We start from the raw sequence: 14991 nt of genomic DNA, 5'->3' as shown, positions 1-14991 counted from the left end.
TTTTAAAAAAAGAATATGGGGTGTTATCTTTGCATATGTCTCATGAGTTTACCCATTGGTCCACCCATATTTCTTTTACCCATTCCTTTTAATGCTTTTTTAGTTACACTATAGTATTTAAGTAAATCTTTAACATCTTCGTTTGAAAGTCCTGCTCCTCTACTTATTCTACTTATTCTTGATTTTTTAATGACTTCTGGATTTTCTAATTCGTATTCAGTCATGGAGTTCATTAATATTTTATACATATTTAGTTTATCTTCAGTTACTTTAGAAGCATTTGATGGTAACTGATTACCTAATCCAGGTATTAATTTCATTATTTGTTGGATAGGTCCCATTTGATTCATCATATTTAACTGGTTTTCCATATCTTTTAATGTGAATTTACCACTAATTATAGAATCAACCATTTCTTTATCGGATTGTTTTGATGTAACTTCTGCTGCTTTTTCGATTAATGTATCTAAATCACCCATTCCAAGAAGTCTGGATATGAATCTTTCAGGATCAAATGCTTCGAAGTCATCATCTCTTTCACCAGTTCCAATAAATTTAATTGGAGCATGTATTTCTGCTACAGCAGAAAGTGCACCTCCTCCTTTTGCAGAACCATCTAATTTACTTACAATAATAGAACCAATATTTGTTGTTTGTTTAAATGCTTCTGCTTGGTTACGTGCTTGTTGTCCGATTGTTCCATCTATTACTAGGATTACTTCATCGGGTTCAACTATTTTACTTAATTTGGTCATTTCATCAAGTAAATCTTGTTCTTCTTTGTGACGTCCTGCGGTATCTACTAGTATAACATCATATTTGGATCCACATTTTTCAAGCCCTTTTTCAGCAAGATCTAAAGCATCTTTATTTTCTGGATCTCCAAATACAGGTACATCTAAAGGTTCTGTTAATTGTTTTAATTGTTCATAAGCTGCAGGTCTCCATGTGTCTGTACATACAATTGCAGATGTATGTCCTTTCTTTTTAAGATGTTTTGCTAATTTTGCAGTTGTAGTTGTTTTTCCACTACCTTGTAAACCAAGCATCATTATTTTATATGGTTTTTTGGTGATTTTTAATTCTTCTGGTTTTTCACCAATTAAATTAACTAATTCTTGGTATACGATACGCATTACATGTTCTTTAGGGCTTAATCCTTTAGGTAATTCTTCTTCTAATGCTCTTTTTTCTATTTTTTTGGTAAGGGAGAATACTACTTTTACATTTACATCTGATTGTATGAGTGCACGTTGAATGTCTTTGGTAACTTCTTTCAGTGTTTTTTTATCAATAATGGACATTCCTGCTAATTTTTTCATTGTTTGTGTTAGACTTTCACTTAGGCCTTCAAGCATCACTGAACCTCCTTATATTTTTATCTTTTTATAATATTCTTTTATTGTTTCTTATATTGATGTTATAATTTAATAAAATTATCTAATTTTTAATGATTTCATGATTATTCTCTATAAATCTTAAAAAATAATAATTTAGATAAGTTAATATATTATATAGAAAGTTTATATTTAATTATTTATGATGATTAATTAATAACAAAAATCTAATTATTTTCAAATAATATTAAAGAAGGAGTTTAGTCATGTTAGATGAATTAAAAAAATCATTAGTGGAATGTCCCGTAGTTAAAAAAGGAGAATATTTTTACTTTGTACATCCAATAAGTGATGGTGTACCTCTTGTAGAACCTGAATTATTAGATGATATTATGAATTATATTATTAATAATTATAATCTTGACTTAATTGATAAAATTGTAGGGGTGGAATCCATGGGAATACCTCTTGCAACAGCATTATCACTTAAAACGGGAATACCTTTTGTAGTTGTACGTAAAAGGTCTTATGGTCTTGAAGGTGAACAAAAAGTACATCAAAGAACGGGTTACAGTGAAAATGAATTATATATTAATGGAATTAAAGAAAATGATAATATATTATTAATAGACGATGTAGTAAGCACGGGAGGAACATTAATAAGTGTTATAAAAGCTTTTGATGAAATAGGTGCAAATTTAGTTAATATAATTGTACCAATAGAAAAGGATAAGGGTCGTGAAATAGTAGAAAAAGAAACAAATCATAAATTAGATACTTTAGTTAAAATTAAAATGGTCAATGGAAAAGTAACTCTTATTGAAGATTAAATAGGAAGTTTAATATGGCAACAATAGACTATGACTATAAAATTGATGTTATTAAAGATAAAATAATACAATTAGATGCAAAAAATATTATCTTACAATTTCCAGAAGGTTTGAAAGTTGATGCAATAAATGTTTCAAATGAACTTCAAGAAGTACTTCCTGATGTAAATGTATTAATAGATGCAGATCCTTGTTTTGGAGCTTGTGATTTGGCTGATAATAAGGTAAATAAACATATTGATTTAGTAGTTCATTTTGCACATACTCCTCTTCCTATTAAAACAGATTGTCCTGTATTATTTATTGAAGCTCATTCTAGTGCAGATATTGTAGCTCCAATTAATGATGCATTGTCAAGTCTTGATGAGACTGTAAAAACAATTGGGCTTGTAACAACAACACAACATATACATAAACTAGATGATATGATTTCATTAATAGAAGAGCAAGGGTTTAGTGTAAAACTAGATAATGGAAAAGGTACTTCTACAGGTCAAGTACTTGGATGTAATTTCACATCTATTAAAAATTTAGATGTGGATGTTATATTATATGTGGGAAGTGGTGATTTCCATGCTCTTGGAGTAAAATTATTTACAAAAAAACCAGTAATACTTGCAGATCCATTCAAGGGTGAATCAAGAGATATTGAAGAATTTTATGATAAAATAATAAGAGTACGTTTTGCAAGAATAACTAAAGCAAAATCTGCAAAATCATATGGTATTATAATTTCATCTAAAAAAGGTCAATTAAGATTTGATTTAGCATTAGAACTTAAAAAATTAATAGAAGAACATGGTTTTGAAGCTCAGATATTAAATATGGATTATATTGCACCTGATAGGTTATTACCATTTGATTTAGATGCTTTTGTAATGACTGCTTGTCCAAGAATTGCAATTGATGATAGTGCAATGTATAAAAAACCAGTTTTAACTCCTGATGAATTGGAAATTGTATTAGGTATGAGGGATTGGGATGATTATCAAATGGATGAAATTATTATTCATGATGAACAAACATAATTAGTTAGCTTTATTATTAATAAACATAATATATTAATATAATATAATTGATTAATTCAAGTTTAATAGGAAACTATGTTAATATCTATAGGTAGTTAATATGAATCATAAAGAAAATGAACTAGTATTACCTGGTGAAATATTATGTACTTATGAAGAATATATCCCTTCAGATTGGACATATGTTGAGGATGGGCATGTTAAAGCTAGTATTTATGGACGTGTAAAACGGGATGATATTAATAAAACAATATCAATTGATTCACAGGATGCTCCTGAACATATTAAAGTTGAAGATATTGTAATTGGTCATATAACAGATGTAAAAGCTCATAAAGCACTTGTAACTATTAAAAAAGTACTAAATAGTAAACGTGAGCTAGTGGCAGGTTACAAGGGTTATGTTCATATATCCAAGGCAACTGATGGTTATGTATCATCCATGCATGATTTATTTAAAATTGGGGATATTGTTGAAGCAAAAGTAATTACTATACTAGGACATGAATATATAGAATTAACAACAGCTGAAGATGAATTAGGAATAATAAAGGCAATGTGTGTAAATTGTCGTAAATTTATGAGATTAAGTGCTAATCATAAATTATTGTGTGAATGTGGTATGATTGATTCACGTAAATTATCAAGTAAATATGGAGCGTATTAGATGAAAGTTATTGAAGAACAACCTGAAAAATTAGTATTAGAAATTACTGGTGAAACACATACAATTTGTAATATTTTAAGGAAAAGATTAATGGACCAGGAGGATATACATGCTGCTGCATATGATATAACTCATCCTCTTATAGGACAACCTGAATTTGAAGTACATAGTCCTAATCCAAGAGATTCTATTAATAGGGCTGCAAATAATGTTAAACAAGAAGCAGCTGATTTTAAAGAAGCTTTAATAAATGGATTTAAAGAATAAATTATATTCTTTGAATATTACTTTTTTTAATTTATTATAATCATTTTTATATTATTATCGTTATTTTAAATAAATCATAGATATTAATGTGAGTTTACACTTACTTATATGAAACTATCTTCTTTGAATGTATTTTTTCTTTTAAAAATAACACTATTAATTGACAGAGTCTAATTTTTATTTCGAAATTTACATTACTTATAGAAAATATATACTTTTTCATGTCAGAATATAGAAATCCTGCTTTAACTGTAGATGTAATAATAATAAAAAATAATGAAACAGTGCTTATTAAACGATTAAATAATCCTTATAAAGATTATTGGGCATTACCGGGAGGTTTTGTAGAATATGGTGAAAAAGTAGAAGATGCTGCTATAAGAGAGACAAAAGAGGAAACAGGGTTAGATGTGGAATTAGATGAATTGGTTGGAGTATACTCTGATCCAGAAAGAGATCCAAGAGGACACACTGTTACAGTTGCATTTAAAGCTTATATTATTGGAAATCAACTTAAATCAAGTTCTGATGCAAAAGATGCGAAATATTTTAAAATTAATAACTTAAAAGAAATGGATTTTGCATTTGACCATAGAGATATACTTTCAGATGCAGGTTTAATATAGGTTCTTTGATAATAAAATTTATTGTATATAACATATAGAATAATAATATATAGTTGAATAGATAAATTTTTTAGGAGATTATGATTACAAATGGAATTTTGTCCAGAATGTGGAAAAGTATTATTTCCAAAAGATGGTAAGTTCACATGTGATGCTTGTGGTTATGTAAAAAATGTAACTGAAGAATCAAAAAAACAATACCAAGTTGCTGAAAAAGTAGATAAAGAAGATACTATAATTGTAACAGATGGTAATGTAAAAACATTACCAACAATAAAAGTAATTTGTCCAAAATGTGATAATAAAGTAGCATTTTGGTGGTTACAACAAACAAGAAGTGCTGATGAATCAGAAACTCGTTTCTTCAGATGCACAGAATGTGATTACACATGGAGAGAATATGATTAAATCTGATTTTATTCTCTAATTCTTTTTTTTTAGATATGAGTGTCCGCCAAAATAAATTTTTTTTCATGTGAACTTTTCTTTATTTTACAATTGAAGCCAGAATAGGCATTATTAAAAATCAATTTTTGAATTTTGATGAAGACCCATATATTTTTTGTATTAAAGTAAACTTAATTTTTTCATAGTAAGTTATTTATTAATTTAGAAATAAAATCTATAACATACAGTGGAGCAAAATAAATTTTATAATAAATAGTTTATTATTACACTAACAATATTGGAGTTAGCTATGATTGAATATATTGAATTCTACATATGTTGGGATTAGTGATAATTGTGTCAAGTCAAGATAATAATTTAAATGATAAAGAATCAGAAGAAGTTCCTTTGAAAAATGAGGACTTGGATGTGGATCCTTTAGATGAATTAAATACAATAGTTGATATTGAAGAAGAAGGAACAAATACTATTGAAATCATTGAATCTGAAAAAGATCCTCTAGATATATTAGAACAACATAATATTGAAAATATTCCTGAATATGATAGTGAGTTAGGTTCAATTATAGAAACACCTGACATAGATGAATCTGAAATAGAATCTGTTGAGGATTCAGAAAACAACTATTTAATAGAACCAACAACAAAAATTGAGAAAATAATTGAAGAGGTTGATATTAATAACAAAGATAACCTCAAAGAAAATAAATCAAAAGAAGTTTCACAAAAAAATTCATCACAAGACATAAAACAAGAAACTAAAAAAATAGTCGAAGTAGAAAATAAAACATTATCTAAAGAAAAGGATTCTACAAAAATTATAGATAATGTTAAAGTAGATGAAGATGGTGTTCCTTTATTAAATCAATTTAATGGTGATAAATTAAAGAATCTAACTTTTTTATCTAGATTTAACTTTGACATGAAAAAAGTCATCATGATGATTATAGGTACAATTATAGTAATAATTGGAGTTATACAAATATTAGATGATGTAATTAAACTATCAGATAATGTTGTGTATGGTGAACAAAAATCTATGGCTATAGGTTTAATTTTATTTGGAATTGTGGTTATATTATTAGCATTCTATAAAGAATTACTAAAATTACTTGGAATGGATAATATAGATTCATTAAATGATATTGATTCTCAAAGTAGTATGCCAAAACCTAAAACATCACGTAATAAAAATAATAAGAAATAATATTTAACCACCTATTAGTTAAGAGAAGTGAATAGATATTTTATTTTTTTTTAATCATTTTAGTCTTTTTCTATTTTATATAATTCAGGGGAACTGATAAATTTAATATTCATAACTATCAAAAACTTAATTATAATGAAATTTTTTTTTCAAAATAAAAAAATTTAAAGTAATAAAGGAGAGTATTTCACAGTGTTTAAACTAGTATTAAGTGATCCAAGTATTTTCAAAACAAGTTTCGATGCAATATCATCAATAGTTGATGAAGTACAAATAGAAGTAGATTCTGATGGACTTCGGTTAAATGCAATTGACAGAAGTCATATTACATATGTGCATTTAGAATTAAAAGAAAGTTTATTTGATATATTTGAATGTGATAAACCTATTAAATTGAACTTAGATACTGAAGAATTAATGAAAGTACTCAAAAGGTCAAAAAATGATGATGTAATGGAATTAACAGTAGATGCAGGAAATCTAATCTTAACTTTTGAAGGGGCAGTTAAAAAAACATTCAAAGTTAAACTTATAGATTTAGAATATGATACACCAACACCACCTCAAATAGATTATCCTGTAACTATGGGTATTCCAATAAGTACTCTTAAAGAAACAGTAACTGATATTGAAATAGCAGCAGATCGTGTAGCATTCACTATTAATGAAGATAATTTAATTCTTGAATCTGTAGGAGATTTTGCAGATGCAAAAGTAGAATATCTTCACGGTGAAAAAGTATCCGATACTGTAAGAGCAGTGTTTGCAATAGAAAATATTAAAGAAATGTTTAAAGCAGAAAAATTTGCAGATAATACGTATATATCATTAGGAAATGATATGCCATTAACATTAACTTTAGAGCTTTTAAATGAAGAAGGAAAATTAACATTTTTATTAGCTCCTAGAATAGAAGAAGAATAAGCTTTGATTTTTTATTTTATTTTCTAATTAAAATATTATTTTAAATCAAATAAACATATAAATAGTATAAAAGGGGATAGTATAGTTGGATACTTTTTTTCAAAGATTAAGGGATATACAAAAGAAAGAAAGAACTACAGGAACATTATCTGAAATAGAAGATACATTTTACGATGATGCTTCTAATTATCTTCAAGATTTATTAAAGATCGTTGATGATAATCCCCTATCATTAGAAGCATATCAATTACGTGATGCTCAGAGAATAACTGTTGAAATCTGTGAACGCAGAGAATTTAAAATTATAACGACAGCATTAACTAATGTTCAAAAATCACATGATATATTTAAAGGTCATAAGAAAGATTCTCAATTATTTGATGAAGTACCATATAATGTAACTCCTGAAGAAGAGAGATTTTACAAAGAAATAATTGATAAACTTGTAACTCATCGTGAAGGATTAATGGAAGATATTGTACCTCATAAACGAAAACGAGATACAAAAATAGGATTTAAACCAAAACCTATTAAATCAGATGAGGATGTGGAAGGGATACCTGACCCTTCAAAGACAGTTAAAAAACCATCTAAACCAACACCACTACATCTAGATGAAAATCAGATAACTATGATGTTTGGTAAAGCTCCAGATGATGTTATTTTAGATGAAACTAATAAAACTGTTAAAACAAAACCAAAAACAGATATATCAACACCATTTATACCACCAACACCACCTATGGAAGATACAATAGCTTTACAAGAAAAATCAATATATAAACAAAACACTGAAGAATCTCAAGAAAATATAGAAGTTAATCAAAAACAAATAACAACTAATGAATCCATAAATGTGGATAAAATAGAACAAGTATCTGAAGAGTTAGAATCTGAAACAATATATAATTCAGAAGAATTGGTTGAATTTAAAAAAGAAATTTCAACGGATATTTTAGATGAAGATGAAAAAACGTATGGTCCTTTTGAAATTAATGATATTGTATTATTACCTGAATCTCTAGTAAAAATACTAAAACATAATGATGTAATTAATGTAATAAAGTAGTTACATGATTACATGAACTTATTTTTTTTATATTCTACTACTTATTTTAAAATGATATTTTTTTATATATACTATACATAATTATAAATATAGAAGTTTATCATAATAATATATAGATAAATTATTGATTGTTCTAAGATTGCAGAACAATTAGGATTTAATTAATTTAAATTGTTTATACATAAATCTAAAGTTAATTATTAATGTATAATTGTTGAATAATTTTTTTATACAGTTTAATGACATATAGATGGGGATTATGTATATTTTAAGAAATACAATGATAAATTTGTATTTGTATTGAAAATTTTCAATGAATATTATTCCATGGAAAATACGGAATTATTCAATATCTTAAAAAAGATATTTAATGAAGTAAGACTGATTGTTATTACTTTAATATTTTAATAAAAATTATTTCCTTTAAGGGATAATTTATTTTTTCATATAAAAAACGAGGTGAATAGGATGAAAATACCACGAGAAAGAAGGACTTACTGTCCAAAATGTAAAAAACACACTGTACACGAAGTACACACATCTAAAAAAAGAAAAGCAAGCGAATTAAAATGGGGGCAACGTCAATTTAGGCGTGTAACTGCTGGTTACAGAGGTTACCCAAGACCTTTACCATCTGGAAGTAAACCTATTAAAAAATTAGATTTAAGATACAAATGTAAAGAATGTGGAAAAGCTCACATTAAAAGATCAACAAACATCCGTGCAGGAAAAGTTGAATTCGTATCACAATAGGTTGAGGATTTATAATTAATAAAATTATATTTTTTTATCTTTTTTTCAATGAGTAGATTGTTGAACTATTTTAGATAATGTAGTTATTACTTACAAGGAGGATCTATTAACATGCCTAAACAAGAAAGTAATTTTTTAAAAGTTAAATGTGGAGATTGTGAAAACCACCAAATTATATTTGACCACGCAGCATCAACAGTAAAATGTGTTGTATGTGGTAAAACATTAGTAGAACCAAAAGGTGGACGTTCCAAAATCTATGCACAAATTGTAGAAGTTCTAGATCACTAAATATTTAGATGATAGATTACTTATCCAGGTGATTATATGGTTAGAATGAACAAAGAATGGCCTGAAGAAGGTGATCTAATTGTTGGAACCGTACATAAAGTATTAGGTTACGGTGCATTCGCAAAACTAGAAGAATATGAAGGAAAAGAAGCATTTATACATATTTCTGAAGTATCTTCTGGATGGGTTAAAAATATAAGAGACTATGTAAGAGAAAATCAGAAAATAGTAGCTCGTGTATTAAGAGTAAACCCAAAAAAAGGTCATGTAGACGCTTCACTTAAACGTATACGTGAAGATCAAAGAACACGTAGAATGCAACAATGGAAAATAGAACAAAAAGCTGAGAAATTATTAGAAATATCTGCTAAATCTATAAACAAAACACTTGATGATGCTTATGATGAAGTAGGATATCTCATAATGGAAGAATTTGGAGATTTATACGAAGGATTCGAATTAGCATCTGATGAAGGAGAAGACGTTCTTCTTAATATAGATGTTACTCCAGAATGGGCTGAAATAATTACAGCAGTTGCTAAAAAGAATATTTCAACACCTGAAGTACAAATTACAGGATATGTGGATTTAGTTTCCTATAAATCAAATGGTGTGGAAATAATCAGAGATGCATTAATGTCTATTGAAGCAGAAGGCGTTGAAGTTCAGTGTGTAGGAGCACCAAAATACCGTATAATGGTAACAGCAGAGGATTACCCAACAGCTGAAAAAATACTCAGCGAATCAGCTGATAAATGTATAGGAATTATTGAAGAAAATGATGGAGAAGGTAGTTTCCATCGTGAATTAGAAGATTAAATTTTTTAATCCATTTTAATAATTCTAATTTATTTTTATTTTTATTTCAAAACTATTTTTACTTACTATTTTTATAAATTTACTAATTATTAATATAGATTATAATACAACTATACAACTTAAATATAGGAGATTAAATTATGGATATGGAATCAATATTACCAAAATATTATACTTTAGATGAATTTGAATTTATCAATGGCAAAATACTAAAAAATCAACCTGTCGAATATATGACTATGGGTACACCTATCTATGATGAGGAAGGTCATATTACTAATGCAATAATATATTTTCATGGAACAACAGGAAATTATGGTTCAATAAAGAGAATAAGTAGTGTTTTGGGTGAAAATCTTCCATTTGATACTAATAAATTCTTTTTTGTATCATTATCTACACTAGGGACTCCTGGAAGTAGTAGTCCTAGTACTTCTAAACTAGCTGATGAGTATCCAATGTATGGTATACTGGACATGGTGAATTTTAATAAGCAATTTTTAAACGAATGTTTAAATATAATTCATCCAAAAGGACTTATTGGAAATTCAATGGGTGGATTTGAGGCTGTAACATGGGCAGCAGTATATCCTGATGATATTGATTTTTTAATCTCACTTGTAAGTAGTTATAAGGTGGGAGGACAAAACTATATTATTTCTAAGGTAATGAATGATATAATTGTATCTGATCCTGACTTTAATAATGGAAAATTAACTGGAAATCTTAAACGTTCTTTAAAAATAGCGAGTAAGTCCATGTATTCATTTGGTTTATCAAGACAATTTTATATGAATCAATCCATATCTGATATTAATAAGTACATGGATGAATTTGCTGAAGAAGATTCAATGGAAGATGTATTAGATGCTTATTACCGTAATGTAGCATCAATGAATTATGACTTAACATCAATTGTATCAAATATAAAAGTACCCACACTAATTATTGGTATATATGAAGATCAATATTTCCCACCAGAACTTGATGCTATACCTATGAGTAGTTTAATTGAAAATTCAACACTAGTATGTTTTAATTCTTATATGGGACATGTTGGTTCATCAGAGTTAAATAAAATATTACCTGAATTAGAAAATTTCTTAGTACAATTTAAATAAGTACCTCTTAATTCTAGACGTATATTGCAAGTGTAAAATAGGACTATAATCTGGAAAATTCCATTATAATTAAAAGATTAAGTACGTAAAAATATAATATATTAATATGAAATTTAAAATGAAACGATGTAAAACCTGTGGAGAATATACTCTTCAAGAAGTATGTCCAGAATGTAATGAAAAAACAGGTGTAATATTTCCTGCAAGATACTCACCACAAGATAAATATGGGAAATACAGACGTCAACTTAAACGAGAACAATTAGGGCTTTAACAATATAATAAAAAAAGGGGAGAAAAACATGGATAAAGAAAATATAATAAAAGAGATAGAGGAAGTACAACTAGATAATCCAATAGTACTTGAAGGGCTACCAGGTATAGGATTTGTAGGAAAAATAGTAATCGATCAGATAGTAAAACAATTAAATGCAGTTAAATTTGCTGAACTACAATCTGATTTTTTCCCACCACAAGTAACTATGAAGAAAGATGGGCTAGTAGAACATATGAAAAATGAATTTTTCTACATAAAAGACTTCGGAGAAGATAATCAAGATGTTATTTTATTAACAGGAAATTCTCAAGGCTCAGACTTCGAAGGACAAATTTCAATTTCAAAATTATTAATCAACTACTTTGAAGATTTAAATGTTAAAAGAATATATACACTAGGTGGATTAGGCACTGGTGAAATGATTGAAAAAAGTAAGATATTCATAGCTGGAAATAATAAAGAATTAATAGATGAAATAGCTGAAATTGAAAATACTGAAATAAGAAAAGATGAAGGTGGAGCAATAATAGGTGCATCTGGACTATTATTATATTATGGAGAAGAAAAAGGAATAGATGCAGCATGTTTAATGGGAGAAACACCAGGTTTCTATGTAGATCCTAATGCAGCAAAAGAAATGTTACTAGTATTATTTAAATTACTTAAATTTGAAATAGATCTTCAAGAATTAAATGAACAAGTAGCAGATACTCTTGAAAGATTATCTCATAATCCACAATTTGGACAAATCGCAGAACCTCACGTACAAAAATCAAATGAAGATTTAAGATATATAGGTTAATTCCCTAATCTCCCCCTTTTTATAACCTATTTAATGATTAATATGATAATTAATGCAGATTTACATGTACATAGTAAGTATTCAATGGCCACATCTAAGAATATGGATCCTAGAACTATGGCAACAGAATCAGTAAAAAAAGGATTAAATTTAGTTGCAACAGGAGATGCACTTCACTCTGGATGGCTAAATGAATTAGAAGAATCTTTAGTACAAATTGATGATTCAGGAATATATGAAACAAATAATACAATACCTGAAAATAATACTAAATTTATCACAACAACAGAAGTAGAAGATAATCAGAGAATACATCATTTAATAATAATTCCATCCATTGAAACAGCATGGCAAATGAGAGATGAATTCACAGTAAAAAATATGGATGCTGATGGAAGACCAAGAATTAGAATGAATGGTGCTGAAATAATGGATATTGCACGGGATTATAATTGTATTATAGGACCTGCCCATATATTTACCCCTTGGACTGGATTATACAAGTCTTATGACCATATATGTGATTGTTATGGTCAAAAACCTGATTTTGTTGAATTAGGATTATCAAGTGATTCCGATTTAGCAGATACTATTGATGAATTAAAAGAGTACACTTTCTTAACAAATTCTGATTCACATTCTCCATGGCCTCATAGAATTGGTCGTGAATTTAATAAAATTGATTTAAAAGAACTATCCTTTAGAGGACTAGAAGATGCAATAAAAAATAATAATGTTGTTGAAAACTATGGTTTTGATCCACGAATGGGTAAATATCATGAAACTGGTTGTATTCAATGTTATGAAATATATAATATACATGAAGCTATAGAACGTGATATGAAATGTTCTTGTGGTGGAAGAATTAAGAAAGGTGTGAAGGGGAGAATACAAGAATTAGCTTCTTATGATGAGCCACATCACCCAGAAGATAGACCTCATTACCAGTACTTATTACCTTTAGCCGAATTACTAAGTGTTGTTCATGATAAAGGAGTTACTACAAAGTATGTTCAAACAAGATATGATAAACTATTAACATTATTTGGTAATGAAATAGATGTACTACTAAATACTCCCCTCGAAAAAATTGAAGAGGTAGACATGTTACTTGCAAGAGTTATAAAATCTTATAGAAATAATAGTTTAGATGTAAGTCCTGGTCGTGGTGGACAATATGGTCAGGTAGAATATAACTAAATATAAATAGTAATTAGGTCATATATTAATACAATAACTATAAGTACGATAGGGTACTTTTTAAGGAATTTCTAAATTAAATTAAAAGGAGTAATCAACATGGATTATGTAACAATCGTATCATTCATTGTAGTTGGAATGGTTGTAATGACATTAATTGGACAAGCAATGGGACGTTCCATAGAATAAATTAATTATTTATTAATTAATTTTTTAACTACTTTTTCTGATTTTATTTAATTGATTTTTTTTCTATTTTTTTATTATTTTTTATAAAAGTATAACTTATAACTTATGATAATCTTTTTTATAATTATTTTGTAATATTATCTATTAAAATAGTTTTCAATACGGATTTGGGGGGATTCGAACCCCCGGTCTCCAGATTAGGAGTCTGGTGCCCTATCCAGGCTAGGCTACAAACCCAAACATATCTAAAATTCACATATAAAAAATTTAATCATTGTAATTAAAATATAATAAAATTAGTTTATTTAGAAGTTTAAATTAAACGGACCTGGGGGGATTTGAACCCCCGGCCTTTGGATTAGAAGTCCAACGCCCTATCCAGGCTAGGCTACAGGCCCATATTATATGTATAATACTATTATTAGTATCTATTTCTTATCCTTTTTATACTTTTCTATTCATAGAATATCAAATATTTTTTAATCAAAATAAATTGATTTTAAAAAAGGTTTTTATGAGAAAAAATCTCAATATTTTTATTTATCTTTTATCTTAATACTTAGCTTATTAGGAATTATATCATATCTACTCTCAAATAAAGTAAAAAAGGGAGTATCTTAAGTTTCATTTATATCTGATGGGTAAAGAGTAGGGTTGGGTTGTACCACATCCAGTCCTGAACCTTCTTCTTTAATGTAAGGTACTCCATTTGGATTATTGCTAGTTGGAATATATATATGCACAGTTTCTCCATTAGAATTTATTGCTTCAAATACACCCCATTCTGCATCATTTTCAGTTGTAATATATCCACTATTTTGATCAATAGTTAAGTTTTTGTATACTTTCTTAGCTTGTTGATATAGTGTAGCTAGTTCTTTGTAATCAGGATTTGAATCATTATGGTCGTCGTCAGATGGTGTAGGAGTTGGTGTAGGTGTAGGGGTTGGTGTAGGATTCTTTGAGTCATCATCATTATCATTATCATTATTATTATTATTATTATTATTATTATTATTATTATTATTATTATTATTATTATTATTATTATTATTATTATTATTATTATTATTATTATTATTATTATTATTATTATTATTATTATTATTATTATTATTATTATTATTATTATTATTATTATTATTATTATTATTATTATTATTATTATTATTATTAT

At 27.4% G+C, this 14991-nt stretch carries 18 protein-coding genes and 2 tRNA genes; 16 read left to right on the top strand and 4 right to left on the bottom strand.

Going from position 1 to position 14991, the window contains the following annotated elements:
- Positions 1-23: 23 nt before the first annotated feature.
- Positions 24-1358: a signal recognition particle protein Srp54 gene (locus NL43_RS00100; protein ID WP_069591943.1), complete on the bottom strand. Its 1335-nt coding sequence runs from the start codon at positions 1356-1358 to the stop codon at positions 24-26.
- A 245-nt stretch (positions 1359-1603) separates the two neighbouring features.
- Here NL43_RS00100 and hpt point away from each other — a divergent pair, with 245 nt between their 5' ends.
- The 16 genes from hpt to NL43_RS00020 all read left to right on the top strand — a co-directional run bounded on the left by hpt (position 1604) and on the right by NL43_RS00020 (position 13625).
- Positions 1604-2167 (top strand): hypoxanthine/guanine phosphoribosyltransferase, encoded by a 564-nt coding sequence (hpt, locus tag NL43_RS00095; RefSeq protein WP_069591942.1) that lies wholly within the window; start codon positions 1604-1606, stop codon positions 2165-2167.
- A gap of 14 nt (positions 2168-2181) precedes the next feature.
- Positions 2182-3195: a diphthamide biosynthesis enzyme Dph2 gene (dph2, locus tag NL43_RS00090; protein ID WP_069591941.1), complete on the top strand. Its 1014-nt coding sequence runs from the start codon at positions 2182-2184 to the stop codon at positions 3193-3195.
- A gap of 100 nt (positions 3196-3295) precedes the next feature.
- On the top strand, positions 3296-3862 hold the full coding sequence (locus tag NL43_RS00085) for an exosome complex RNA-binding protein Csl4 (protein ID WP_069591940.1): 567 nt from the start codon (positions 3296-3298) through the stop codon (positions 3860-3862).
- Positions 3863-4129, top strand: a complete 267-nt coding sequence (locus tag NL43_RS00080; protein ID WP_069591939.1) for a DNA-directed RNA polymerase subunit L — start codon at positions 3863-3865, stop codon at positions 4127-4129.
- 221 nt (positions 4130-4350) lie between these two features.
- On the top strand, positions 4351-4755 hold the full coding sequence (locus tag NL43_RS00075) for an NUDIX hydrolase (protein ID WP_069591938.1): 405 nt from the start codon (positions 4351-4353) through the stop codon (positions 4753-4755).
- A gap of 90 nt (positions 4756-4845) precedes the next feature.
- Positions 4846-5163, top strand: coding sequence for a transcription factor S (locus tag NL43_RS00070; RefSeq protein WP_069591937.1), 318 nt, complete (start codon positions 4846-4848; stop codon positions 5161-5163).
- A 336-nt stretch (positions 5164-5499) separates the two neighbouring features.
- Complete coding sequence (locus tag NL43_RS00065) at positions 5500-6369, top strand: hypothetical protein (RefSeq protein ID WP_143741297.1); 870 nt, start codon at positions 5500-5502, stop codon at positions 6367-6369.
- 192 nt (positions 6370-6561) lie between these two features.
- On the top strand, positions 6562-7293 hold the full coding sequence (pcn, locus tag NL43_RS00060) for a proliferating cell nuclear antigen (pcna) (protein ID WP_069591935.1): 732 nt from the start codon (positions 6562-6564) through the stop codon (positions 7291-7293).
- Positions 7294-7378: 85 nt separating this feature from the next.
- A complete protein-coding gene (locus NL43_RS00055; RefSeq protein ID WP_069591934.1) occupies positions 7379-8362 on the top strand; it encodes a hypothetical protein in 984 nt (327 codons plus the stop codon).
- Between the two features lie 468 nt (positions 8363-8830).
- On the top strand, positions 8831-9115 hold the full coding sequence (locus NL43_RS00050; RefSeq protein ID WP_069591933.1) for a 50S ribosomal protein L44e: 285 nt from the start codon (positions 8831-8833) through the stop codon (positions 9113-9115).
- A 111-nt stretch (positions 9116-9226) separates the two neighbouring features.
- Positions 9227-9406, top strand: a complete 180-nt coding sequence (locus NL43_RS00045) for a 30S ribosomal protein S27e (protein WP_069591932.1) — start codon at positions 9227-9229, stop codon at positions 9404-9406.
- 36 nt (positions 9407-9442) lie between these two features.
- Positions 9443-10225: a translation initiation factor IF-2 subunit alpha gene (locus tag NL43_RS00040; protein WP_069591931.1), complete on the top strand. Its 783-nt coding sequence runs from the start codon at positions 9443-9445 to the stop codon at positions 10223-10225.
- A gap of 140 nt (positions 10226-10365) precedes the next feature.
- Complete coding sequence (locus tag NL43_RS00035; RefSeq protein WP_069591930.1) at positions 10366-11346, top strand: alpha/beta fold hydrolase; 981 nt, start codon at positions 10366-10368, stop codon at positions 11344-11346.
- Between the two features lie 106 nt (positions 11347-11452).
- Positions 11453-11620: an RNA-protein complex protein Nop10 gene (locus tag NL43_RS00030; protein WP_069591929.1), complete on the top strand. Its 168-nt coding sequence runs from the start codon at positions 11453-11455 to the stop codon at positions 11618-11620.
- 28 nt (positions 11621-11648) lie between these two features.
- On the top strand, positions 11649-12425 hold the full coding sequence (locus tag NL43_RS00025) for a proteasome assembly chaperone family protein (protein WP_069591928.1): 777 nt from the start codon (positions 11649-11651) through the stop codon (positions 12423-12425).
- A gap of 42 nt (positions 12426-12467) precedes the next feature.
- Entirely contained in the window at positions 12468-13625 is a 1158-nt protein-coding gene (locus NL43_RS00020; protein WP_069592116.1) for a TIGR00375 family protein, read from the top strand.
- A 351-nt stretch (positions 13626-13976) separates the two neighbouring features.
- Here NL43_RS00020 and NL43_RS00015 read toward each other — a convergent pair.
- From NL43_RS00015 to NL43_RS08245, 3 genes are all read right to left on the bottom strand, one after another.
- Positions 13977-14051 (bottom strand) — tRNA-Arg (locus NL43_RS00015).
- A gap of 86 nt (positions 14052-14137) precedes the next feature.
- Positions 14138-14212, bottom strand: a tRNA-Arg gene (locus NL43_RS00010).
- 219 nt (positions 14213-14431) lie between these two features.
- A partial coding sequence (locus tag NL43_RS08245) for a hypothetical protein (RefSeq protein ID WP_198923170.1) occupies positions 14432-14991 on the bottom strand: 560 nt, incomplete at its 5' end.

It is taken from the genome of Methanosphaera sp. WGK6 (genome assembly GCF_001729965.1).
Classification (GTDB): Archaea; Methanobacteriota; Methanobacteria; order Methanobacteriales; family Methanobacteriaceae; genus Methanosphaera.
Note: the sequence above shows the minus strand (reverse complement) of the source record. Positions and strands in the feature narration are given on the sequence as shown.